Below are 20,577 nucleotides of genomic sequence, written 5' to 3'. Positions count from 1 at the left end.
GCCTCCGGTACGTCCCCGCCGCGGCGGGGAAGCCGGATCACGCTTCCTTGGTCTCCTCGGCGGCGGGAGCTTCAGCGGCCTCCGCTTCCTTGACCGCGCGCTTGGTGGCGGCCTCGGCCTCACCAGTGGCCTGCTGGGCGACCGTAAGGGCCTCGACCAGCTCGATCACGGCCATCGGGGCGTTGTCGCCACGACGGTTGCCGATCTTGGTGATGCGCGTGTAACCACCGGGGCGGTTCTCGTAGCGCGGGGCGATCTCGGTGAACAGCGTGTGCACGATGCTCTTGTCCGTGATCGTCTGCAGCACCAGGCGACGGTTGTGGATGTCGCCCTTCTTGGCCTTGGTCACCAGACGCTCGGCGTAGGGACGCAGGCGGCGGGCCTTGGCCTCGGTGGTGGTGATGCGGCCGTGCTCGAAGAGCGCCTTCGCGAGGTTCGCGAGGAGGTGCTTCTCGTGCGCGGCGCTGCCGCCCAGACGGGCACCCTTTGCGGGACGCGGCATGGTCATACTCCTTCACATCTGCACCGGCCGTGTCAGGTACCGGTGTCAGTTCCCCCGGAGCGGACGCCCCGGGAAAGTTCAGTCGCGCTGGTGGCGCTTAGTACTGCTCGGTCTCGACGAAACCGGCGTCCGCGTCGTCGTCGGCGCCGAAGGCGTCGGCGGCGGCGGTCGGGTCGAATCCGGGCGGGCTGTCCTTGAGGGCCAGGCCCATGCCGGCCAGCTTCGCCTTGACCTCGTCGATCGACTTCGCACCGAAGTTGCGGATGTCGAGCAGGTCGGCCTCGGAGCGGGCGACGAGCTCACCCACGGAGTGGATGCCCTCGCGCTTGAGGCAGTTGTACGAGCGGACCGTGAGCTCGAGCTCCTCGATCGGCAGCGCCAGATCGGCGGCCAGGGCCGCGTCGGTCGGGGACGGGCCCATGTCGATGCCCTCGGCGTCGATGTTGAGCTCGCGCGCCAGGCCGAACAGCTCGACCAGGGTCTTGCCGGCGGACGCCATGGCGTCGCGCGGGCGCATGGCCTGCTTGGTCTCGACGTCGACGATCAGCTTGTCGAAGTCGGTGCGCTGCTCGACTCGGGTCGCCTCGACCTTGTAGGTGACCTTGAGGACCGGGCTGTAGATGGAGTCGATCGGAATGCGACCGATCTCCTGGCCGACCTGCTTGTTCTGGACGGCGGAGACGTAGCCGCGACCGCGCTCGACGGTCAGCTCCATCTCCAGCTTGCCCTTGCCGTTGAGCGTGGCGAGGACCAGGTCCGGGTTGTGCACCTCGACACCGGCCGGGGGCGCGATGTCGGCAGCGGTGACCAGGCCGGGACCCTGCTTGCGCAGGTACATCACGACCGGCTCGTCGTGCTCCGAGGAGACGACCAGCTGCTTGATGTTGAGGATGATGTCGGTGACGTCTTCCTTGACACCCGGCACGGTGGTGAACTCGTGCAGGACGCCGTCCACGCGGATGCTGGTGACAGCGGCACCCGGGATCGAGGACAGCAGGGTGCGGCGCAGGGAGTTGCCGAGGGTGTAACCGAAGCCCGGCTCGAGGGGCTCGATCACGAACCGCGAGCGGTATTCGTCGACGACCTCTTCGGTCAGCGACGGACGCTGAGCGATAAGCATGTGTGTTCCTTCATTCGTGGACGCCCACTATTTGACGCCCGACGGGTGCGGCACGGGGCCGCGGACTACAAGGGTACGGGCGGTACGTCCCCCGCGAGGAGTTCGTACCGCCCGGACACTCAAAAACGCACAGGTGCGAAGCCTGAGCGCGACGCGTCAGACGCGGCGGCGCTTCGGCGGACGGCAGCCGTTGTGCGGGGTGGGGGTGACGTCCTGGATCGAGCCGACCTCGAGGCCGGTGGCCTGGAGGGAGCGGATCGCGGTCTCACGGCCGGAGCCGGGACCCTTGACGAAGACGTCGACCTTGCGCATGCCGTGCTCCTGCGCGCGACGGGCGGCCGACTCGGCGGCCATCTGCGCGGCGAAGGGGGTGGACTTGCGCGAGCCCTTGAAGCCGACGTGGCCGGCGGAGGCCCAGGAGATCACGTTGCCCGCGGGGTCCGTGATCGAAACGATGGTGTTGTTGAACGTGCTCTTGATGTGGGCGTGCCCATGAGCGACGTTCTTCTTTTCCTTGCGGCGCACCTTCTTGGCAGCGCCCTGACGACCCTTGGGGGGCATCTAAATCTCCTACGGGAGGTGGTCGGTCCTACAGCGCAAGACCGCTGAACAGGACTACTTCTTGCCCGGCTTCTTCTTACCGGCGATCGCGCGACGCGGACCCTTGCGGGTACGGGCGTTCGTGCTGGTGCGCTGACCGTGCACGGGCAGGCCGCGACGGTGACGGACACCCTGGTAGCACTGGATCTCGACCTTGCGACGGATGTCGGCCTGGATCTCGCGGCGGAGGTCACCCTCGGTGCGGAGGTTGGCGTCCACGTACTCGCGGATCTTGACGAGGTCCTCTTCGGCCAGGTCACGAACGCGGGTGTCGGGGTTCACACCGGTGGCCGCAAGGATTTCCTTGGACCGGGTGCGACCGACACCGAAGACGTAGGTAAGTGCGATCTCCACACGCTTTTCGCGCGGGATGTCAACACCGGAAACGCGTGCCATTCAATGGCTCCTGTGTGTTCGGGGGTCTTCCGCAGAACCGAACCCCGGCCGCCGACCACACCTGATGGGTGGTGGTACGTCCGGGTCCCCGGCCCCCGCCGGAGGTGCCGCCGGTCCTGGTCAGGACTGGGCGGGTTCTGCGTATGTACGTTTTCTTACGTCGCGCGAAGAACTGCGTGAGTGCAGGTCGGTCGGCGTGCGTCAGCCCTGGCGCTGCTTGTGGCGCAGGTTGTCGCAGATGACCATGACCCGACCGTGACGGCGGATCACCTTGCACTTGTCGCAGATCTTCTTGACGCTCGGCTTGACCTTCATGTTGGTGAGGTTCTCCGGGTCAGTGCCACCACCCGTGCCAGGACAGGACGTCCGGACCGGAGTGAAGACAAGATCTACTTGTATCGGTAGACGATCCGGCCACGCGTCAGGTCGTACGGAGACAACTCCACGACAACCCGGTCATCAGGGAGGATGCGGATGTAGTGCATGCGCATCTTGCCGCTGATGTGCGCGAGGACTTTGTGACCGTTCTGGAGTTCCACCTTGAACATCGCGTTCGGGAGGGACTCGATCACGGTGCCCTCGATTTCGATGGCACCTTGCTTCTTGGCCACGCTTCGCCTTTCGAATCGGCTACCTTGATCAGCTCCCCCGCCTTCGCATGAGGACATGCGGGTGCAAAGGAGCCGACGAGTCAGTCTACGTCAGGGCCCACCGAAAGACGAATCCGGAAAGTGTGCCCTACAGGGTAGATCATCAATCATTGCCCCGCCCGCGCCGCCGCGAGTGGCGCTGGGCGCCCCTGGGCGTGGCGCGGAGCGGGTCCGGCTCAGCCCAACGGGTCCGGCGCGGTCGTGATGCCGTACTCCGCCAGCTTGGCCTTACCGCAGTCCGGGGAGGTCAGCACGATCGGACCCTCCTCCGTCAGGGCGATGGAGTGCTCCCAGTGCGAGGACCAGGTGCCGTCCGTCGTGATGACCGTCCAGTCGTCCGCCAGGACCTCCGTCTGGGCCGTGCCCAGGGAGACCATCGGCTCGATCGCCAGGCAGACGCCCGGGGCCAGCTTGATCCCCTTGCCCCGCTTGCGGGAGACGTAGTTCAGCAGGTGGGGGTCCATGTGCATCTCGGAACCGATGCCGTGGCCGCCGTAGTCCTCGATGATCCCGAACTTGCCGAGGCTGTGCTCACCCGTGGTCGGACGCGGCTGGCGCTTGATGTACGTCTCGATCGCCTTGGAGATGTCCACGAGGCGGTTGCCGAGCTTCATGGCGGCGATACCCGCCCACATGGACTCCTCGGTCACCCGGGAGAGCTCCAGGAGCTCAGGCGCGTGCCCGGTGCCCACGAAGGCGGTGTACGCGGCGTCGCCGTGCCAGCCGTCCACGATCGCGCCGGCGTCGATCGAGATGATGTCGCCGTCCCGCAGGACCGTCTTGTCGTCGGGGATGCCGTGGACGACGACCTCGTTGACCGAGGTGCAGATGGTCGCGGGGAAGCCTCCGTAGCCGAGGAAGTTCGACTTGGCGCCGGCGTCGGCGATGACCTTGCGGGCCACCATGTCCAGGTCCCGCGTCGTGGCGCCCGGCACGGCCGCCTCACGGGTCGCCGCGTGGATCGCGGCGACGACCAGCCCCGCCTCGCGCATCTTCGCGATCTGCTCGGGGGTCTTGATCTGGACCATGGGGATTGCCTTCCGCCTTCGGTTCGGGGTCGCGTCAACAGTACGGCCGCGGCGTCCTGGGGACACCGCGGCCGTGGCTGCACTACTGGGGAACTACTTCTTGAGGGCGTCCATCGCGCGCTGCGTGACGTCCTTGACCTCACCCAGGGCCGGGATCGTCGACACGAGGCCCTGGGCCTTGTAGTAGTCGATGATCGGCTCGGTCTGGGTGTGGTAGACCTCCAGCCGGTTGCGGACCGCGTCCTCGGACTGGTCCTCGCGCACGTACAGCTCGCCGCCGCAGACGTCGCAGACGCCCTCGACCTTCGGCGGGGCGTACGCGACGTGGAAGACGTGCGCGCCGTCGTTGCGGCACGTACGGCGGCCGGCCAGACGCTTGACGACCTCGTCCTCCTCGACCTCCAGGTCGAGGACGGCGTCGAGGTTCATGCCCTCGGCCTTCAGCATCACGTCGAGGGCCTCGGCCTGGGAGACGTTGCGCGGGAAGCCGTCGAGCAGGAAGCCGCCGGCGGCGTCCGCCTGCTCCATGCGGTCCTTGGCCATGCCGATGGTGACCTCGTCCGGGACGAGGTCGCCGGCGTCCATGAACGCCTTCGCGCGGCGGCCGAGCTCGGTGCCCTGGCTGATGTTGGCCCGGAACAGGTCGCCCGTGGAGATGTGCGGGATGGACAGGGTCTTGGCGAGGACTGCGGCCTGCGTTCCCTTGCCCGCACCGGGCGGTCCGACGAGGACGATTCGCATCAGCGGAGGAACCCTTCGTAATTACGCTGCTGGAGCTGGCTCTCGATCTGCTTCACGGTTTCCAGACCCACACCCACGATGATCAGGATGCTCGTCCCGCCGAACGGGAAGTTCTGGTTCGCCCCGAAGCCCGCCAACGCCATCGTCGGCACAAGAGCGATGAGACCCAGGTACAGCGACCCCGGCCAGGTGATCCGGTTGAGTACGTAGCTGAGGTACTCGGCGGTGGGTCGACCGGCGCGGATGCCCGGGATGAACCCACCATACTTCTTCATGTTGTCTGCAACTTCCTCGGGGTTGAACGAGATCGCCACGTAGAAGAACGCGAAGAAAACGATCAGGAGGAAGTAGACGGCGATGTAGTAGGGGTGGTCGCCCTTGACGAAGTGCTTCTGGATCCACGTCGCCCAGCCGGCGGTGGAACCGCTGAACTGGACGATCAGCGCCGGGATGTACAGCAGCGACGAGGCGAAGATGACCGGGATGACACCGGCCTGGTTCACCTTGAGCGGGATGTACGTCGAGGTGCCGCCGTAGGCACGACGCCCGATCATGCGCTTCGCGTACTGGACGGGGATCCGTCGCTGCGCCTGTTCGACGAAGACCACCAGGGCCACCATCGCGAGGCCGACCAGGATCACCACGCCGAACTCGACCCAGCCGTCCGCGATCTTGCCCTGGAGCTTGATCTGCCAGAGGGAGCCGACGAAGCCCGCGGCGATCGAGATGAACATCAGGATCGACATACCGTTGCCGATGCCACGGTCGGTGATGAGCTCACCGAGCCACATGACGAGGCAGGTACCCGCGGTCATGGTGAGCACCATGACGACGGTGGTGAAGATCGACCGGTCCGGGACGATCTGGTCTTTGACCTGGCAGCCCTGGAAGAGGGCGCCGCTGCGGGCGGTGGCGACGAGGCCGGTACCCTGCAGGATCGCGAGCGCGACCGTCAGATAGCGCGTGTACTGAGTGATCTTCGACGTGCCGGACTGACCCTCTTTTTTGAGGTTCTCCAGCTTCGGGATGACCACGGTCAGCAGCTGCAGAATGATGCTCGCCGTGATGTAGGGCATGATGCCGAGCGCGAAGATCGTGATCTGCAGCAGCGCACCGCCGCTGAACATGTTGACGAGACCGAAGAGGCTGTTGCTGCTGCCCATCGAGTCAACACAGATCTGAACGTTCTTGTAGCTCACGCCGGGTACCGGAATGTGGGACCCGAGCCGATACAGCACGATGATGCCGAGCGTGAAGAGCAGCTTCTTGCGCAGGTCGGGCGTCTTGAACGCCCGGGCGAACGCGGTGAGCACGGTGCCTCCTGCGACCCCCGCGCTACTGCGTCAGAGGTGACGGTCTGAGGGATCGACGAATAAAGACAAGCAAAGGTGCAGGCCACCATACCGGCGACTTGGCCCCCCGTGGAACGACCAACCGGGGATGCCCCATATGTGAGGCACCCCCGGTCGGGTTTCTAGCTATTTGTCACTGAGTTCGTCTTAGACGAGCTCGGTCACGGTGCCACCAGCGGCGGCGATCTTCTCCTTGGCGGAGCCGGAAACGGCGTCAACCGAAACCTGCAGCGCCACGGAGATCTCGCCCTGGCCCAGGACCTTGACGAGGCTGTTCTTGCGAACCGCGCCCTTGGCGACCAGGTCGGCCACCGTGACTTCTCCACCCTCGGGGTAGAGAGCGCCGAGCTTGTCCAGGTTCACGACCTGGAACTCGGTGCGGAACGGGTTCTTGAAGCCCTTGAGCTTCGGCAGGCGCATGTGGAGGGGCATCTGCCCACCCTCGAAGCGCACGGGGATCTGGTAACGGGCCTTCTGACCCTTGGTACCACGACCTGCCGTCTTACCCTTCGATGCCTCACCACGACCGACACGGGTCTTCGCGGTCTTGGCACCGGGGGCCGGACGGAGGTTGTGGGCCTTCAGCGGGCTGTTTTCAGCCATGTTAGTCAACCTCCTCAACCGTCACGAGGTGGCGGACGGTGTGAACCATTCCGCGGAACTCGGGGCGGTCCTCCTTGACGACGACGTCGTTCAGGCGCTTGAGCCCGAGCGAACGCAGCGTGTCACGGTGGTTCTGCTTGCTGCCGATGTACGACTTGATCTGCGTGACCTTGAGGCGAGCCATTACGCACCCGCCCCGGCACGTGCACGCAGCAGAGCCGCGGGAGCGACGTCCTCGAGGGGCAGACCACGGCGAGCCGCGATCTCCTCGGGACGCTGCAGGCCCTTGAGGGCCGCCACGGTCGCGTGCACGATGTTGATCGCGTTGGAAGAGCCGAGCGACTTCGACAGGATGTCGTGAACGCCGGCGCACTCCAGAACGGCGCGCACCGGGCCACCGGCGATGACGCCGGTACCGGGGGAAGCCGGCTTCAGCAGCACGACGCCCGCAGCACGCTCGCCCGTGATCGGGTGAGGAATGGTGCCCTGGATACGCGGGACCTTGAAGAAGCTCTTCTTGGCTTCCTCGACGCCCTTGGCGATGGCCGCGGGAACTTCCTTGGCCTTGCCGTAACCGACACCTACGGTGCCGTCACCGTCGCCCACCACGACCAGCGCGGTGAAGCTGAAGCGGCGACCACCCTTGACTACCTTGGCGACGCGGTTGATCGCGACAACGCGCTCAACGTAAGCGGTCTTCTCGGCGGCAGGGCCACCGTCGCGACCCTTCCGGTCCCGCCGCTCGCCGCCACCGGCACCGCTTCCGCGGCGCTGGGGTCCAGCCATTGGATTACCTCTCTCTGTTACGTCCGTGAGTCCCGGAACCGGGGCTTAGAACTTCAGCCCGGCTTCGCGGGCGGCGTCAGCCAGAGCGGCAATGCGCCCGGCGTATCGGTTGCCACCGCGGTCGAACACGACGGTCTCGACACCCGCGGCCTTGGCACGCTCGGCGACGAGTGCGCCGACGGCCTGGGCGTGGGCGCTCTTGTCGCCTTCCACACCGCGGATCGAAACGTCCAGGGTCGACGCGGACGCCAGGGTGTGACCCTGGAGGTCGTCGATGACCTGAGCAACGATGTTGCGGTTGGAACGCGTCACGACGAGGCGCGGACGCTCCGCCGTACCCGACACGTTCTTGCGGATGCGGATGTGGCGGCGAGCCTTGGCGGCACGCTTGTACGCGTCGCCCTTGGCGATCTTCACACCGTATGCCATGGCTACTTACCAGCCTTTCCGACCTTGCGGCGGATGACTTCGCCGGCGTACTTGACACCCTTGGCCTTGTACGGGTCGGGCTTCCGCAGCTTGCGGATGTTGGCGGCGACCTCGCCGACCTTCTGCTTGTCGATGCCCTCGACCGAGAACTTGGTGGGCGACTCGACCTTGAAGGAGATGCCCTCGGGCGCCTCGATCAGGATCGGGTGGCTGTAACCAAGCTGGAACTCCAGGTTGGAGCCCTTCGCGGCGACGCGGTAACCGACACCGCTGATCTCGAGCGCCTTGACGTAACCCGTGGTCACGCCGGTGATCATGTTCGCCACCAGCGTGCGGGACAGGCCGTGCAGGGCCTTGTTCTGACGCTCGTCGTTGGGGCGAACGACGTTCAGAACGCCGTCCTCACCCTTGACGATCTCGATGGGCGCCTTGACGGTGAGCGCGAGGGAACCCTTGGGGCCCTTCACCGCGACCGCCTGGCCATCGATGGTGACGTCCACACCGGCGGGAACCTGGATGGGGAGCTTGCCGATTCGCGACATTGCTTTTCCTCCGTTCCCGACTACCAGACGTAGGCGAGGACTTCCCCACCTACGCCCTTCTTGCCTGCCTGCTGGCCGGTGAGCAGACCGTGGGACGTGGAGATGATCGCCACGCCCAGGCCGCCAAGCACCTTCGGCAGGTTGGTGGACTTCGCGTACACGCGCAGACCGGGCTTCGAGATCCGCTTGATGCCCGCAATGGAGCGCTCGCGGTTCGGCCCGAACTTCAGCTCGAGGACGAGGTTCTTGCCGACCTCGGCATCCTCGACCTTCCAGCCGGTGATGAAACCCTCCTGCTTGAGGATCTCTGCGATGTGCGACTTGATCTTGCTGTGCGGCATCACCACGGTGTCGTGGTACGCCGAGTTAGCGTTACGCAGACGCGTGAGCATGTCTGCGATCGGGTCAGTCATGGTCATGAAGTGGCCTTCGGCCTCTCTCGCCGGGGTTTCCTGTATGCGCCATCCCTCTCCCCACTCAGTGGCGGGACGGGTGCGGTGCGGGGACCTACGGCGTAGTAAGTCGTTATGGGCGGCGGACGCCCAACCACACAAGCCTAAGGCATGCGCGGCCGGGCATCCGCCGACCAGATGCTTACCGAGAGTGCCTGGTACCGCTCAAGTCCTTGCGGACGAGAGGGAATTACCAGGAGCTCTTGGTCACGCCCGGCAGCTCGCCACGGTGAGCCATCTCACGAAGGCAGACGCGGCACAGGCCGAACTTGCGGTACACGGAGTGGGGGCGACCGCAGCGCTGGCAGCGGGTGTACGCACGCACACCGAACTTGGGCTTGCGGGCAGCCTTCGCGATGAGAGCCTTCTTCGCCATCTCGCTTACGCCTCCTTGAAGGGGAAGCCGAGGTGACGAAGGAGGGCGCGGCCCTCATCGTCGTTGGTCGCCGTGGTGACCACGGTGATGTCCATACCCCGGGTACGGTCGATCTTGTCCTGGTCGATCTCGTGGAACATGACCTGCTCCGTGAGACCGAAGGTGTAGTTGCCACGGCCGTCGAACTGCTTCGGCGACAGACCGCGGAAGTCACGGATACGCGGCAGCGCGAGCGACAGCGTACGGTCCAGGAACTCCCACATGCGGTCACCACGGAGGGTGACGTGGCAGCCGATCGGCTGACCCTCGCGCAGCTTGAACTGCGCGATGGACTTGCGGGCCTTCGTGACGGCCGGCTTCTGACCGGTGATCGTCGTCAGGTCCTTGATGGCGCCGTCGATCAGCTTGGAGTCGCGGGCGGCGTCGCCCACACCCATGTTGACCACGATCTTCACGAGGCCGGGGATCTGCATGACGTTCTCGTAGGAGAACTCTTCACGCAGCTTGCCCGCGATGTCCTCGCGGTACTTCGTCTTGAGTCGCGGAGTGGTAGCCATCAGATGTCCTCACCCGTCCGCTTGGCAACGCGGATCTTGTTGCCCTCGTCATCGAAGCGGAAACCGACGCGGGTAACGACCTTCTGGCCGTCCTTCTCCACAACCAGCTGAACGTTGCTGACGTGGATCGGCGCCTCGGTGATCACGATGCCACCGGTCTGCGAACCACCAGCGGTCTGACCGGCCTTGGTGTGCTTCTTGACCCGGTTGACACCCTCGACGAGGACACGGTTCTCAGTAGGGATGGCCAGAATGACCTTGCCCTGCTTGCCCTTGTCCTTACCGGTGATGACCTGAACCAGGTCGCCCTTCTTGATCTTCATGCTTACAGCACCTCCGGCGCGAGCGAGATGATCTTCATGAACTTCTTCTCGCGCAGCTCACGGCCCACCGGGCCGAAGATACGGGTGCCGCGAGGGTCGCCGTCGTTCTTCAGAATGACGGCGGCGTTCTCGTCGAAGCGGATGTACGAGCCGTCCTGGCGGCGGCGTTCCTTCACGGTGCGAACGATGACCGCCTTGACGACGTCACCCTTCTTCACGTTGCCACCGGGGATCGCGTCCTTGACGGTGGCAACGATGACGTCACCGATGCCCGCGTAGCGGCGACCGGAGCCACCGAGAACACGGATGCAAAGGATCTCCTTGGCACCAGTGTTGTCGGCGACACGCAGTCGCGACTCCTGCTGGATCACGTCTATCTCCTGTTTGTCTGCCGGTTCCCGGCGGGGGCTTCACTCCGAAGAGCTACCGCCCCCACCGAGCCTGGCGGAACGAACCTGAGGGGCCCCTGGGCTGGTGCCCAGGGCCTCAGATACTTACTTGGCCTTCTCGAGGATCTCGACGATGCGCCAGCGCTTGCTCGCCGACAGCGGACGCGTCTCCATGATGATGACGCGGTCGCCGACGCCGGCAGCGTTCTGCTCGTCGTGAGCCTTGAGCTTGTTCGTACGGCGGATGACCTTGCCGTACAGGGCGTGCTTCACGCGGTCCTCGACAGCGACGACGACGGTCTTGTCCATCTTGTCGCTGACGACGAGGCCCTCACGGGTCTTGCGGAAGCCGCGGTCAGTCGTCTCAGTCACATTCTTCTCGCTCATCAGGCGCTCTCCACCGTCTCGATACCGAGCTCACGCTCGTGCATCAGGGTGTAGATGCGAGCGATGTCCTTACGGACGGACCTGAGCCGGCCGTTGTTCTCCAGCTGACCCGTGGCCGCCTGGAAGCGCAGCTTGAACAGCTCTTCCTTGGCCTCGCGCAGCTTGCCAACGAGCTCCTCGTTACCGAGCTCACGCAGCTCGGACGCCTTGGTTCCCGTCGCCATCACGACTCACCTGCCTCGCGCCGAACAATCCGGCACTTCATCGGAAGCTTGTGAGCAGCGCGGGTGAGCGCCTCACGAGCAATCTTCTCGTTCGGGTAGGACAGCTCGAACATGACCCGGCCCGGGTGCACGTTCGCGATCCACCACTCGGGAGAACCCTTACCGGAACCCATGCGGGTCTCGGCAGGCTTCTTCGTCAGGGGACGGTCCGGGTAGATGTTGATCCAGACCTTGCCGCCACGCTTGATGTGGCGGGTCATCGCGATACGAGCCGCCTCGATCTGGCGGTTCGTCACGTAGGCCGGGGTAAGCGCCTGGATGCCGTACTCGCCGAACGAGACCTCAGTACCGCCCTTGGCCATACCGCGGCGCTTCGGGTGGTGCTGCTTGCGGTGCTTGACCCTACGAGGGATCAGCATGTCGGTCAGGCCTCCGTTCCGGTGCTCTCGGCCGGAGCGGCGGCGGGAGCGTCGGCCTTGGGGGCCTCGACACCAGCAGCCTGCTGCGGCTTGCGGCCACCACGGCCGCCGCGCTCGCCACCACGGCCACCACGGCCGGCGGGACGGTCGCTAGCGCCTGCGGCACCACGGGCCGGGCGGTTACCCGCACGGGCCGCGGCGTTCTCGGCGCGAACCTCGGCGATGTTCTTGACGTCGCCCTTGTAGATCCAGACCTTCACACCGATACGGCCGAAGGTGGTCTTGGCCTCGAAGAAGCCGTAGTCCACGTTCGCGCGCAGCGTGTGCAGCGGCACACGACCCTCGCGGTAGAACTCGGAGCGGGACATCTCGGCGCCGCCGAGACGGCCGCCACACTGGATCTTGATGCCCTTGGCGCCGGCCTTCATCGTGCCCTGCATGCTCTTACGCATGGCGCGACGGAAGGAGACGCGGGAGGAGAGCTGCTCGGCAACGGCCTGGGCAACCAGCTGAGCGTCAAGCTCGGGGTTCTTGACCTCGAGGATGTTCAGCTGGACCTGCTTGCCCGTGAGCTTCTCGAGGTCGCCGCGGATGCGGTCGGCCTCGGCGCCACGGCGGCCGATGACGATGCCCGGACGAGCGGTGTGGATGTCCACACGCACGCGGTCACGGGTGCGCTCGATCTCAACCTTCGAGATGCCGGCGCGCTCCATGCCGGACGTCATCATCCGACGGATGGCGACGTCTTCCTTGACGTAGTCCTTGTACAGCTTGTCGGCGTACCAACGCGACTTGAAGTCGGTGGTGATGCCGAGCCGGAACCCGTGCGGGTTTACCTTCTGGCCCATTACCGGGAACCTTCCTTGCTGCTGACGACCACGGTGATGTGGCTGGTCCGCTTGCGGATCCGGTAGGCACGGCCCTGTGCACGCGGACGGAACCGCTTCAGGGTCGGGCCCTCGTCCACGAACGCCTCGCTGATGACCAGCGTGGAGGCGTCCGGGTGGTTGTAGTTGTGTGCGGCATTGGCAATGGCGCTGTCGAGCACCTTGCCAACCGGCACGCTCGCGGCCTGCGGGGCGAAACGCAGGACCGCCTGAGCCTCCGTGGCATCCATGCCACGGATAAGGTCCACCACTCGGCGGGCCTTCATGGGCGTGACGCGGATGTACCGCGCCTGGGCCCTGGCTTCCATGGTTGTCCCTTCGGTGTAAGTCATAGTCGTAACCACCCCGCCTTTAGCGGCGCTTCGACTTCCGGTCGTCCTTGACGTGGCCGCGGAAGGTGCGAGTCGGCGAGAACTCGCCGAGCTTGTGGCCGACCATCGACTCGGTGACGAACACCGGGACGTGGATCTTGCCGTTGTGCACCGCGATGGTGTGACCCAGCATGGCCGGGATGATCATCGAGCGACGGGACCAGGTCTTGATGACGTTCTTGGTACCGGCTTCGTTCTGTACGTCCACCTTCTTGATGAGGTGTCCGTCGACGAAGGGTCCCTTCTTGAGACTGCGCGGCATCTAAACCCGCTCCTAGCGCTTCTTGTTCGTCTTGCGGCGGCGGACGATGTACTTGCTCGAAGCCTTCTTCGGCGAGCGAGTACGACCCTCCTTCTGACCCCACGGGGAGACCGGGTGGCGACCACCACTGGTCTTACCCTCACCACCACCGTGCGGGTGGTCGACCGGGTTCATCGCGACACCGCGGACGGAGGGGCGAACGCCCTTCCAGCGCATGCGGCCGGCCTTGCCCCAGTTGATGTTCGACTGCTCGGCGTTGCCGACCTCACCGACGGTGGCGCGGCAGCGCGCGTCGACGAGACGGATCTCACCGGACGGCATACGAAGGTGGGCCATGGTGCCCTCCTTCGCCAGCAGCTGCACGGAGGCACCAGCGGAGCGGGCGAACTTCGCGCCACCACCGGGACGGAGCTCGATCGCGTGGATCGTGGTACCGACCGGGATGTTGCGGAGCGCCAGGTTGTTACCGGGCTTGATGTCGGCCGTGGGGCCGTTCTCAATCCGGTCGCCCTGCTTCAGGTTCTTCGGCGCGATGATGTAGCGCTTCTCGCCGTCGGCGTAGTGCAGGAGCGCGATGCGCGCAGTGCGGTTGGGGTCGTACTCGATGTGCGCGACCTTGGCCGGCACGCCGTCCTTGTCGTGACGACGGAAGTCGATCACGCGGTAGGCGCGCTTGTGTCCACCACCCTGGTGGCGAACAGTGATCCGACCGGTGTTGTTACGGCCGCCCTTGCTGTGCAGCGGGCGAACCAGCGACTTCTCCGGCGTGGACCGCGTGATCTCGACAAAGTCGGCGACGCTGGAGCCACGACGGCCCGGGGTCGTCGGCTTGTACTTGCGGATACCCATTTCTCAGTCCTCGTCCGATTCCGGACGACTAGACCTCCGTTAGGAGGCCTGGCCGCCGAAGATGTCGATTCGGTCGCCCTCAGCGAGGGTCACGATGGCGCGCTTGGTGTCAGCGCGCTTGCCGAAACCGGTCTTGGTGCGCTTGCGCTTACCCTGACGGTTGATCGTGTTGACCCCGGTGACCTTGACCGAGAAGACCGCTTCCACAGCCTGCTTGATCTGGGTCTTGTTCGAGCCGGGCGCGACGATGAACGTGTACTTGTTCTCGTCCAGCAGCGCGTAGCTCTTCTCCGAGACGACCGGCTTGATCAGCAGGTCGCGCGGGTCAGTGAAGGTCTTGCTGGTAACGGTCGCGTCAGACATCACGCGTCGCTCCCTTCGGTCTCATCGTTCCGGCCAGAAGGCGCGCCAGACACGAAGGACTCGAAAGCGGCCTGAGTGAAGACCACGTCGTCAGAGACGATCACGTCGTACGTGTTCAGCTGGCCCGGCTCCAGGATGTGCACCTGGGGCAGGTTGCGGGCGGACAGCCACGCGGCCTCGTCGGCGCGGTCGACGACCAGGAGCAGGTTCTTGCGCTCCGAGATCTTGCCGAACAGCGTCTTGGCGGCCTTCGTGGAGGCGGCACCCTCGACCACACCGGTGACGATGTGGATGCGGGAGTGACGCGCGCGGTCCGAGAGGGCACCGCGCAGAGCGGCGGCCTTCATCTTCTTCGGCGTCCGCTGGGAGTAGTCACGCGGCTGCGGGCCGTGGACGACGCCACCGCCGACGAACTGCGGAGCGCGGGTCGAACCCTGGCGCGCGCGGCCGGTGCCCTTCTGGCGGTACGGCTTGCGGCCACCACCACGGACTTCGCCACGACGCTTGGTCTTGTGCGTGCCCTGACGGGCAGCAGCCAGCTGTGCGACAACGACCTGGTGGATCAGCGGAATGCTGGTCTTCGCGTCGAAGATCTCCGAGGGGAGCTCGACGGTACCGGCCTTGTCGCCTGCCGGCGAAAGGATGTCAATGGTGCTCATTACCTCAAGCCCCCTTGGCCGCGGTACGGACCAGGACGAGGCCGCCGTTCGGACCGGGGACCGCGCCCTTGATGAGGAGCAGACCCTTCTCCGCGTCAACCGCGTGGATGGTCAGGTTCTGGGTGGTGACGCGCTCGTTACCCATACGACCGGCCATGCGCATGCCCTTGAAGACACGCCCAGGGGTGGCGCAGCCACCGATCGAACCGGGGGAGCGGTGCTTGCGCTGCACGCCGTGGCCGGCGCCGAGGCCCTTGAAGTTGTGACGCTTCATGACACCGGCGAAGCCCTTGCCCTTGCTGTTGCCCGTGACGTCAACCTTGACGCCGGACTCGAACACGGCAGCGGTGATCTCCTGGCCGAGCGTGTACTCGCTGGCGTCAGAGGTGCGGAGCTCCACCAGGTGGCGGCGCGGGGTTACATCGGCCTTGGCGAAGTGACCCTTGAGGGGCTTGTTCACCTTGCGCGGGTCAATCTCGCCGAAGGCGATCTGGACCGACTCGTAGCCATCGATGTCGTTCTTGCGGACCTGGGTTACGACGCAGGGCCCGGCCTTGACAACGGTCACCGGGACGACACGGTTGTTCTCGTCCCAGACCTGGGTCATGCCGAGCTTCTCGCCCAGGACGCCCTTGATCTGCTTTGCCATCTTCTCGACGCCTCTCAGAGCTTGATCTCGATGTCAACGCCGGCCGGAAGGTCCAGGCGCATCAGCGAGTCAACGGTCTTGGGCGTCGGGTCGAGGATGTCGATCAGGCGCTTGTGCGTGCGCATCTCGAAGTGCTCGCGCGAGTCCTTGTACTTGTGCGGCGACTTGATGACGCAGTACACGTTCTTCTCAGTGGGCAGCGGCACCGGGCCCGCGACCGACGCACCAGTGCGCGTCACCGTCTCGACGATCTTCTTCGCCGACGAATCGATGACCTCGTGGTCGTAGGCCTTGAGCCGGATGCGGATCTTCTGTCCCGCCATGGCTACTCCGTAGTCCTGTCTGTCGTGGAAACGCTCTGGCTCTCGGCCGGCTGCGGATCGCTCCGCCGCTTTCCTCCGACCCACGCGGTCGGGCGTGTCGCACTCCCTCTACAGAAAATTCCCATACGGAAATTCCCTCGTCCAAGGGGGTGCGGTCCCAAGACCGCTGATCGGGGGCAAACACCCACCGAGTGCCTGGAAGGCACCGTGCTGACGCTTCCCAGAAGATTCCCGTACGTCCGCCCCATTGCTGCCCCGAAAGGCAGATAAGGCGACGAGTACTGTGGGACTCGCTTCCGGTCCTCCCGGCGGGAGGCGCGCAGCATCGGCACTCAGCCGAGCAACTTGAGTAGTCTGCCATACGAGGCACGTACCTGGCCAATCGGGCCGAAGAGAATACCCCGCCACGCTGAGTGGTCAAACTGCGCCGCGCGACGACCCTCCGGGAGCCGTGCGCGGCGCTTCCTCAAGATCGCGAGAGCGTGCCGCACCCCTCCGGCCCGGCGGTTTCCAGGGTCTTGCTGCGGTCGTACGGGTCCACCGGCGTGCCGGAGGGTGTGGGCCCGGCGGGCGCGTCGTCGTCGAACTGCGGATGCAGGAAACCGTCGGCGGCGTCACAGGCGCTGTTGCCGATGTTGCTGTGGTTCTCCTCGATCCACAGCGTGCCGGCGGTCGCTTCCCACCTGCGCGGATCGGCGATCGAGAAGGTGATCTCGCGCCGCAGGACGGTCCGCTCGACCTGTTCGGCTCCCGCCTTCGCCTTCACGAACGGGTAGACGAAGGTGTAGTCGGTCTTCACGTTGGCCTTCCCCGCGCGGTCCCCGGCCTCCACCCACATCCGGCCCCGTACCTTGACCACCTCGCCCACCGGGGTCAGCTCCGCGGGGTCGTACCGGCTGAAGTGGTCGAGCGGGTCGTTCTCCGCGGAAGGCCGCTCGAGCGCCGCCTCCAGGTTCGTCTTGTACTCCCCGAGCTTCGGGTCGAGCAGGGCCAGCGCCGCCCCGGGCCGCTCCCCGCGCAGGGTGGCCGGGTCCAGGTTGGCCGCGACCAGGAAGTGCTTGGCCTTCTCCAGCGCGTCGGCGACCTTCTCCTTGCTCATGCCCCCGACGGCCTCGGCCGGCGGGATCTCGATCCCGGCCGCCCCGTCGGCCCACCGCAGGGCCGGAGAGCCCTTGAAGGGCTCCTTGAGCGTGGGCAGGTCCGGATCCACCGGGGAGGGCGCGGCGCTCGGCCGGGCCGACTCGGCGGGCAGCGGCTCCCCGGCCCTGTCGTCCCGCGCGGCCTTGCCGGTGACCCGGTCGATGACCAGCTCGGGCCGGATCGCGATGAGCGCGAGCCCGGCGACGAAGGCGATGGCCAGGGCCGCCTTCAGCCGCCGCTTGCCCCTCCCCCGCCCCTCCTGCCGGGCGGGACCGGTGCGCCAGCCCTCGGGCTCCCCCGGCCGCCGCCCCTTCCTGCCCGACCGGGCGCGCTGCTCCTCCTCGCGCCGGAGCCGTTCGGTCACCATCCGCGCCCGCGCGGACGGCTCCTTGGGCGCCTCCCCGGTGCCCGCCGCGGCCTGCTCGACGAAGCGCGCCCACTCCTCGTCGGATACGGACGGCCGGCCGTTGTCCCCGCTCTCCGCGTTCTCCGCGTGCTGTGCGTTCTCTGCCATGCCCCACCCCCTGGATGTGCCGGCGGGGGCCTCCCGGACCATGTCCAGGAGACCCCCGCCGGTGGAACTTCGGATCACTTGGCGAAGTAGCCGGTGATGTCCGCGATCAGGTCGACGCTGCCGTCGTTGTTGTAGAAGCTGACCTTCCCGTCCACGACCGGGACGACCACGAGGTTCGGGATCGTCTGGCCGGGGCTGAAGTTCAGGTTGGACGCGCTGGAGCGGGTGGTGCCGCTCGGGTACACGGCCACGTAGCTGTTGCCCGTCGGGTTGGTCGCCGTCACGTTCAGGATGACCGCGGTCACCCCGGTCGCCGGGATCCCGTTGGCGCCCGCCACCTGGAGGGTCACCACGCCCTGCGCACCGACCTTGGCCTGGCGCACGCCCAGGCCCGCACGGGTGTCCATCAGGCGCTTCGGACCGAAGCTGACGTGGGTGGCGCCCGTGTCGGCGGAGGTGAAGTAGCCGGTGATGTCGGCGATCAGATCGACCGTGCCGTCGTTGTTGTAGAAGCTGACCTTCCCGTCCACCACGGGCACGACCACCAGGTTCGGGATCGTCTTGCCCGGGGTGAAGTTGAGGTTCGAGGCGCTGGAGCGGGTCGTGCCGCTCGGGTAGACCGCCACGTAGCTGTTGCCCGTCGGGTTGGTCGCCGTCACGTTCAGGATGACCGCGGTCACCCCGCTCGCCGGGATCCCGTTGGCGCCCGCCACCTGGAGGGTCACCACGCCCTGCGGACCCACCTTGGCCTGGCGCACGCCCAGGCCCGCACGGGTGTCCATCAGGCGCTTCGGACCGAAGCTGACGTGCGTGGAGCCCGCGTCTGCCGAGGTGAAGTAGCCGGTGATGTCGGCGATCAGATCGACCGTGCCGTCGTTGTTGTAGAAGCTGACCTTCCCGTCCACCACGGGCACGACCACCAGGTTCGGGATGGTCAGACCGGGGGTGACGTTCAGGTTCGAGGCGCTGGAGCGGGCCGTGCCGCTCGGGTAGACCGAGACGAAGCTGTTGCCCGTCGGGTTGGTCGCCGTCACGTTCAGGATCACGGCGGTGACGCCCGCGCCGGGGATCCCGTTGGCGCCCGCCACCGGCAGGGTCACCACCTTCTGCGGACCCACCTTGGCCTGCGGCACGCCCAGGCCGATCCGGGTGTCCATCAGCCGCTTCGGGGCGACCGGGACGAACTTGGCGTCGTGCGAGACCGGGACCGTCGCCACCACGGTGACCGGGAGGCTCGTGGAAACCTTGCCGTTCGCGGTGGTCGCCTGGACCTGGACCTTGTGCGTGCCGTTGGAGAGTCCCGTGGACGCCGTACGGCCCGCGCCCGAGGTGCTCACGGCGGACACGCCGTCCACCAGGAGGTCGAACTTGGATATCCGGCCGCTGTCCGTGCTGGTGCTCCAGTCGACGGACAGGGCACCGGTCGACTTGTAGCTGCCGTTCGGCTCGGCCGCCGTGCCGTTCACCGTGGCGATCTTGAGCCGCGCAGCGGGGCCGGAGGTCCGGATCGAGTCCAGCTGCGGGTAGAACGAGTCGCCCGGGCACTCGGTGTTGTAGCCGTCGCGGTGGCCCGAGACCGTCTTGAACGTGTAGGCCGTGCCCGCCTTGAACGAGGTGTGGAAGTAGTTGGTCTGGTCGACGCCGGCCACCAACTGGGTCGTGCCGTTCATGTCGCCGTCGTACTGGCCGAGCTTGTACGCGGCGATCTGGGAGACCGCCTCGCGCGCGGCGTCCGAGACCCCGGAGGCCGTGTAGTCACCGAGTACGGCGACACTCGTCGACTCGGAGTTCCAGCCGTAGGTGTGCGCGCCCATGACCGGCTGGTCGATGCCGCCCTGGCGGCCTTCGAAGATCGTGCCGCACTTGTCGACCAGGAAGTTGTAGCCGAGGTCCCGCCACTTGTTGGTCTCCACGTGGAACTTGTGGATGGCCCGGACGATGGCCTCGGACTGCGAGCAGTCGTACGCGGCCGCGTCGGCGGTGTGGTGGACGAAGACGGCCTTGATCTTGGAGCCCGGGAGGTAGATCGGGCCCTCGCTGTTCATGGACTCGTCGGCGTTCCATTCGGCCCGGGTGACCACCTTGGGCTGCGGGGCCGTGGAGGCCGGGCCCGGAGTCGCCGTCGTGGTGGCGAAGGCGGCCGGGTCGGCGTTGAGCCGGCCCTTCTTCTTGGCGGAGCCGGCCGTGCCCGGGTCCACCAGCTTCAGCTCCAGTCCGGCGGGGAGCTCACCGCCCTTGACGCGCACCTCGGCGCCGTTCGACGGGCCGACCCAGACGGGCTCGGTGGCACCGTGCTCACCGGGGCGCTTGCCGTCGAGCCCGGGCCGCACCGGGTCCAGGGCGATCCAGCGGGACCACTTCCCGGTCTCCGCGCTGCGGGAGCGGGCCTCGATGGTGCCCGTCACCTTCGCCGCGGGATCCGTCCAGGAGACGCCCAGGAGACCGAAGAGATCGGTGCCCTGCTGGCTGACCACGGCCTCGCCCTTGCCCTTGGGCTTCACGGCGAGCGTGTACGTCTCGCCGTCGACGGGACCGGTCTGCTCGGCATCGGCACTGAACGCCTTCGCCTCCCCCGGCCCCTTGCCCCCTGCGGAACCTTCGGTTCCGTCCGCCATTCCCTGGAAGCCGAGCACCGCGGCGACCCCGAGCGCGGTAGCCAAAGCGGTACCCCGCACACGACCCAA

At 66.5% G+C, this 20,577-nt stretch carries 32 protein-coding genes; all 32 read right to left on the bottom strand.

All coding sequences use genetic code 11. The features are described from left to right. Positions 1–37 precede the first annotated feature (37 nt). Positions 38–502: a 50S ribosomal protein L17 gene (rplQ, locus tag J7E97_RS06975; protein WP_215023458.1), complete on the bottom strand. Its 465-nt coding sequence runs from the start codon at positions 500–502 to the stop codon at positions 38–40. 97 nt (positions 503–599) lie between these two features. Beyond that, a complete protein-coding gene (locus tag J7E97_RS06970) occupies positions 600–1,622 on the bottom strand; it encodes a DNA-directed RNA polymerase subunit alpha (RefSeq protein ID WP_215023456.1) in 1,023 nt (340 codons plus the stop codon). A 156-nt stretch (positions 1,623–1,778) separates the two neighbouring features. Beyond that, a complete protein-coding gene (rpsK, locus tag J7E97_RS06965) occupies positions 1,779–2,183 on the bottom strand; it encodes a 30S ribosomal protein S11 (RefSeq protein ID WP_006376016.1) in 405 nt (134 codons plus the stop codon). Positions 2,184–2,237: 54 nt separating this feature from the next. After that, positions 2,238–2,618: a 30S ribosomal protein S13 gene (gene rpsM, locus J7E97_RS06960; RefSeq protein WP_053682609.1), complete on the bottom strand. Its 381-nt coding sequence runs from the start codon at positions 2,616–2,618 to the stop codon at positions 2,238–2,240. Between the two features lie 201 nt (positions 2,619–2,819). After that, positions 2,820–2,933 carry a 50S ribosomal protein L36 gene (gene rpmJ, locus J7E97_RS06955; protein WP_003956441.1) on the bottom strand — a complete coding sequence of 38 codons (114 nt, stop codon included), beginning with the start codon at positions 2,931–2,933 and terminating at the stop codon, positions 2,820–2,822. Positions 2,934–3,007: 74 nt separating this feature from the next. Then, positions 3,008–3,229 (bottom strand): translation initiation factor IF-1, encoded by a 222-nt coding sequence (gene infA / locus J7E97_RS06950; RefSeq protein WP_003956442.1) that lies wholly within the window; start codon positions 3,227–3,229, stop codon positions 3,008–3,010. A 215-nt stretch (positions 3,230–3,444) separates the two neighbouring features. Then, positions 3,445–4,296 (bottom strand): type I methionyl aminopeptidase, encoded by an 852-nt coding sequence (gene map, locus J7E97_RS06945; protein ID WP_215023454.1) that lies wholly within the window; start codon positions 4,294–4,296, stop codon positions 3,445–3,447. A 93-nt stretch (positions 4,297–4,389) separates the two neighbouring features. Beyond that, a complete protein-coding gene (locus J7E97_RS06940) occupies positions 4,390–5,037 on the bottom strand; it encodes an adenylate kinase (protein WP_215023452.1) in 648 nt (215 codons plus the stop codon). Then, positions 5,037–6,350: a preprotein translocase subunit SecY gene (gene secY, locus J7E97_RS06935; protein WP_215023450.1), complete on the bottom strand. Its 1,314-nt coding sequence runs from the start codon at positions 6,348–6,350 to the stop codon at positions 5,037–5,039. Before secY ends, J7E97_RS06940 begins: the two co-directional genes overlap by 1 nt. 186 nt (positions 6,351–6,536) lie before the next feature. Beyond that, positions 6,537–6,992, bottom strand: coding sequence for a 50S ribosomal protein L15 (gene rplO / locus J7E97_RS06930; RefSeq protein ID WP_214946842.1), 456 nt, complete (start codon positions 6,990–6,992; stop codon positions 6,537–6,539). 1 nt (position 6,993) lies between these two features. Further along, positions 6,994–7,176 carry a 50S ribosomal protein L30 gene (gene rpmD, locus J7E97_RS06925; protein WP_112447741.1) on the bottom strand — a complete coding sequence of 61 codons (183 nt, stop codon included), beginning with the start codon at positions 7,174–7,176 and terminating at the stop codon, positions 6,994–6,996. Beyond that, positions 7,176–7,778, bottom strand: a complete 603-nt coding sequence (gene rpsE, locus J7E97_RS06920) for a 30S ribosomal protein S5 (RefSeq protein WP_073912880.1) — start codon at positions 7,776–7,778, stop codon at positions 7,176–7,178. Before rpsE ends, rpmD begins: the two co-directional genes overlap by 1 nt. 45 nt (positions 7,779–7,823) lie before the next feature. Beyond that, the gene (gene rplR, locus J7E97_RS06915) at positions 7,824–8,207 is read right to left on the bottom strand and encodes a 50S ribosomal protein L18 (RefSeq protein ID WP_215023448.1); all 384 of its coding nucleotides are present in this window, start codon (positions 8,205–8,207) and stop codon (positions 7,824–7,826) included. A 2-nt stretch (positions 8,208–8,209) separates the two neighbouring features. Continuing rightward, entirely contained in the window at positions 8,210–8,749 is a 540-nt protein-coding gene (gene rplF, locus J7E97_RS06910; RefSeq protein ID WP_215023446.1) for a 50S ribosomal protein L6, read from the bottom strand. A gap of 20 nt (positions 8,750–8,769) precedes the next feature. Further along, positions 8,770–9,168 (bottom strand): 30S ribosomal protein S8, encoded by a 399-nt coding sequence (gene rpsH, locus J7E97_RS06905; RefSeq protein WP_007265911.1) that lies wholly within the window; start codon positions 9,166–9,168, stop codon positions 8,770–8,772. Positions 9,169–9,391: 223 nt separating this feature from the next. Then, positions 9,392–9,577 carry a type Z 30S ribosomal protein S14 gene (locus J7E97_RS06900; protein WP_003956452.1) on the bottom strand — a complete coding sequence of 62 codons (186 nt, stop codon included), beginning with the start codon at positions 9,575–9,577 and terminating at the stop codon, positions 9,392–9,394. Between the two features lie 5 nt (positions 9,578–9,582). Further along, positions 9,583–10,134, bottom strand: a complete 552-nt coding sequence (rplE, locus tag J7E97_RS06895) for a 50S ribosomal protein L5 (RefSeq protein ID WP_030388859.1) — start codon at positions 10,132–10,134, stop codon at positions 9,583–9,585. Next, positions 10,134–10,457 carry a 50S ribosomal protein L24 gene (gene rplX, locus J7E97_RS06890; protein ID WP_215023444.1) on the bottom strand — a complete coding sequence of 108 codons (324 nt, stop codon included), beginning with the start codon at positions 10,455–10,457 and terminating at the stop codon, positions 10,134–10,136. Before rplX ends, rplE begins: the two co-directional genes overlap by 1 nt. Before the next feature lie 2 nt (positions 10,458–10,459). Continuing rightward, positions 10,460–10,828, bottom strand: a complete 369-nt coding sequence (gene rplN, locus J7E97_RS06885) for a 50S ribosomal protein L14 (RefSeq protein ID WP_003956455.1) — start codon at positions 10,826–10,828, stop codon at positions 10,460–10,462. Between the two features lie 123 nt (positions 10,829–10,951). Next, positions 10,952–11,233 (bottom strand): 30S ribosomal protein S17, encoded by a 282-nt coding sequence (rpsQ, locus tag J7E97_RS06880; RefSeq protein ID WP_112447744.1) that lies wholly within the window; start codon positions 11,231–11,233, stop codon positions 10,952–10,954. Beyond that, positions 11,233–11,457, bottom strand: a complete 225-nt coding sequence (gene rpmC / locus J7E97_RS06875; RefSeq protein ID WP_073912892.1) for a 50S ribosomal protein L29 — start codon at positions 11,455–11,457, stop codon at positions 11,233–11,235. Before rpmC ends, rpsQ begins: the two co-directional genes overlap by 1 nt. After that, positions 11,457–11,876: a 50S ribosomal protein L16 gene (rplP, locus tag J7E97_RS06870; protein WP_030026326.1), complete on the bottom strand. Its 420-nt coding sequence runs from the start codon at positions 11,874–11,876 to the stop codon at positions 11,457–11,459. Before rplP ends, rpmC begins: the two co-directional genes overlap by 1 nt. A 5-nt stretch (positions 11,877–11,881) precedes the next feature. After that, positions 11,882–12,724, bottom strand: coding sequence for a 30S ribosomal protein S3 (gene rpsC, locus J7E97_RS06865; protein WP_215023442.1), 843 nt, complete (start codon positions 12,722–12,724; stop codon positions 11,882–11,884). Then, positions 12,724–13,071 carry a 50S ribosomal protein L22 gene (gene rplV, locus J7E97_RS06860; RefSeq protein WP_037792011.1) on the bottom strand — a complete coding sequence of 116 codons (348 nt, stop codon included), beginning with the start codon at positions 13,069–13,071 and terminating at the stop codon, positions 12,724–12,726. Before rplV ends, rpsC begins: the two co-directional genes overlap by 1 nt. Positions 13,072–13,114: 43 nt before the next feature. Further along, entirely contained in the window at positions 13,115–13,396 is a 282-nt protein-coding gene (gene rpsS, locus J7E97_RS06855; protein ID WP_023539342.1) for a 30S ribosomal protein S19, read from the bottom strand. Between the two features lie 12 nt (positions 13,397–13,408). Then, on the bottom strand, positions 13,409–14,245 hold the full coding sequence (rplB, locus tag J7E97_RS06850; protein ID WP_112447748.1) for a 50S ribosomal protein L2: 837 nt from the start codon (positions 14,243–14,245) through the stop codon (positions 13,409–13,411). A gap of 39 nt (positions 14,246–14,284) precedes the next feature. Further along, positions 14,285–14,608 (bottom strand): 50S ribosomal protein L23, encoded by a 324-nt coding sequence (gene rplW / locus J7E97_RS06845; protein ID WP_215023440.1) that lies wholly within the window; start codon positions 14,606–14,608, stop codon positions 14,285–14,287. Then, entirely contained in the window at positions 14,608–15,267 is a 660-nt protein-coding gene (gene rplD, locus J7E97_RS06840; RefSeq protein WP_215023439.1) for a 50S ribosomal protein L4, read from the bottom strand. The genes rplW and rplD overlap by 1 nt, the downstream gene beginning before the upstream one ends. Positions 15,268–15,271: 4 nt before the next feature. Then, positions 15,272–15,916 (bottom strand): 50S ribosomal protein L3, encoded by a 645-nt coding sequence (rplC, locus tag J7E97_RS06835; RefSeq protein WP_215015311.1) that lies wholly within the window; start codon positions 15,914–15,916, stop codon positions 15,272–15,274. 14 nt (positions 15,917–15,930) lie between these two features. After that, complete coding sequence (rpsJ, locus tag J7E97_RS06830; protein WP_003948644.1) at positions 15,931–16,239, bottom strand: 30S ribosomal protein S10; 309 nt, start codon at positions 16,237–16,239, stop codon at positions 15,931–15,933. A gap of 466 nt (positions 16,240–16,705) precedes the next feature. Further along, complete coding sequence (locus J7E97_RS06825; RefSeq protein ID WP_215023437.1) at positions 16,706–17,893, bottom strand: hypothetical protein; 1,188 nt, start codon at positions 17,891–17,893, stop codon at positions 16,706–16,708. Between the two features lie 74 nt (positions 17,894–17,967). Then, a complete protein-coding gene (locus tag J7E97_RS06820) occupies positions 17,968–20,553 on the bottom strand; it encodes a peptidoglycan recognition protein (RefSeq protein ID WP_215023435.1) in 2,586 nt (861 codons plus the stop codon). Positions 20,554–20,577 lie beyond the last annotated feature (24 nt).

It is taken from the genome of Streptomyces sp. ISL-66, assembly GCF_018614135.1.
GTDB lineage: Bacteria > Actinomycetota > Actinomycetes > Streptomycetales > Streptomycetaceae > Streptomyces.
The sequence above is the reverse complement of the archived record's forward strand: the minus strand, read 5'-3'. Positions and strand labels throughout refer to the sequence as shown.

Excerpts from the sequence above, each read along its gene's own strand:
- rplQ (WP_215023458.1), bottom strand. The coding sequence starts at position 502 with ATGCCGCGTCCCGCAAAGGGTGCCCGTCTGGGCGGCAGCGCCGCGCAC.
- J7E97_RS06970 (WP_215023456.1), bottom strand. The coding sequence starts at position 1,622 with ATGCTTATCGCTCAGCGTCCGTCGCTGACCGAAGAGGTCGTCGACGAA.
- rpsK (WP_006376016.1), bottom strand. The coding sequence starts at position 2,183 with ATGCCCCCCAAGGGTCGTCAGGGCGCTGCCAAGAAGGTGCGCCGCAAG.
- rpsM (WP_053682609.1), bottom strand. The coding sequence starts at position 2,618 with ATGGCACGCGTTTCCGGTGTTGACATCCCGCGCGAAAAGCGTGTGGAG.
- rpmJ (WP_003956441.1), bottom strand. The coding sequence starts at position 2,933 with ATGAAGGTCAAGCCGAGCGTCAAGAAGATCTGCGACAAGTGCAAGGTG.
- map (WP_215023454.1), bottom strand. The coding sequence starts at position 4,296 with ATGGTCCAGATCAAGACCCCCGAGCAGATCGCGAAGATGCGCGAGGCG.
- J7E97_RS06940 (WP_215023452.1), bottom strand. The coding sequence starts at position 5,037 with ATGCGAATCGTCCTCGTCGGACCGCCCGGTGCGGGCAAGGGAACGCAG.
- rplO (WP_214946842.1), bottom strand. The coding sequence starts at position 6,992 with ATGGCTGAAAACAGCCCGCTGAAGGCCCACAACCTCCGTCCGGCCCCC.
- rpmD (WP_112447741.1), bottom strand. The coding sequence starts at position 7,176 with ATGGCTCGCCTCAAGGTCACGCAGATCAAGTCGTACATCGGCAGCAAG.
- rpsE (WP_073912880.1), bottom strand. The coding sequence starts at position 7,778 with ATGGCTGGACCCCAGCGCCGCGGAAGCGGTGCCGGTGGCGGCGAGCGG.
- rplR (WP_215023448.1), bottom strand. The coding sequence starts at position 8,207 with ATGGCATACGGTGTGAAGATCGCCAAGGGCGACGCGTACAAGCGTGCC.
- rplF (WP_215023446.1), bottom strand. The coding sequence starts at position 8,749 with ATGTCGCGAATCGGCAAGCTCCCCATCCAGGTTCCCGCCGGTGTGGAC.
- rpsH (WP_007265911.1), bottom strand. The coding sequence starts at position 9,168 with ATGACCATGACTGACCCGATCGCAGACATGCTCACGCGTCTGCGTAAC.
- J7E97_RS06900 (WP_003956452.1), bottom strand. The coding sequence starts at position 9,577 with ATGGCGAAGAAGGCTCTCATCGCGAAGGCTGCCCGCAAGCCCAAGTTC.
- rplE (WP_030388859.1), bottom strand. The coding sequence starts at position 10,134 with ATGGCTACCACTCCGCGACTCAAGACGAAGTACCGCGAGGACATCGCG.
- rplX (WP_215023444.1), bottom strand. The coding sequence starts at position 10,457 with ATGAAGATCAAGAAGGGCGACCTGGTTCAGGTCATCACCGGTAAGGAC.
- rpsQ (WP_112447744.1), bottom strand. The coding sequence starts at position 11,233 with ATGAGCGAGAAGAATGTGACTGAGACGACTGACCGCGGCTTCCGCAAG.
- rpmC (WP_073912892.1), bottom strand. The coding sequence starts at position 11,457 with ATGGCGACGGGAACCAAGGCGTCCGAGCTGCGTGAGCTCGGTAACGAG.
- rplP (WP_030026326.1), bottom strand. The coding sequence starts at position 11,876 with ATGCTGATCCCTCGTAGGGTCAAGCACCGCAAGCAGCACCACCCGAAG.
- rpsC (WP_215023442.1), bottom strand. The coding sequence starts at position 12,724 with ATGGGCCAGAAGGTAAACCCGCACGGGTTCCGGCTCGGCATCACCACC.
- rplV (WP_037792011.1), bottom strand. The coding sequence starts at position 13,071 with ATGGAAGCCAGGGCCCAGGCGCGGTACATCCGCGTCACGCCCATGAAG.
- rpsS (WP_023539342.1), bottom strand. The coding sequence starts at position 13,396 with ATGCCGCGCAGTCTCAAGAAGGGACCCTTCGTCGACGGACACCTCATC.
- rplB (WP_112447748.1), bottom strand. The coding sequence starts at position 14,245 with ATGGGTATCCGCAAGTACAAGCCGACGACCCCGGGCCGTCGTGGCTCC.
- rplW (WP_215023440.1), bottom strand. The coding sequence starts at position 14,608 with ATGTCTGACGCGACCGTTACCAGCAAGACCTTCACTGACCCGCGCGAC.
- rplD (WP_215023439.1), bottom strand. The coding sequence starts at position 15,267 with ATGAGCACCATTGACATCCTTTCGCCGGCAGGCGACAAGGCCGGTACC.
- rplC (WP_215015311.1), bottom strand. The coding sequence starts at position 15,916 with ATGGCAAAGCAGATCAAGGGCGTCCTGGGCGAGAAGCTCGGCATGACC.
- rpsJ (WP_003948644.1), bottom strand. The coding sequence starts at position 16,239 with ATGGCGGGACAGAAGATCCGCATCCGGCTCAAGGCCTACGACCACGAG.
- J7E97_RS06825 (WP_215023437.1), bottom strand. The coding sequence starts at position 17,893 with ATGGCAGAGAACGCACAGCACGCGGAGAACGCGGAGAGCGGGGACAAC.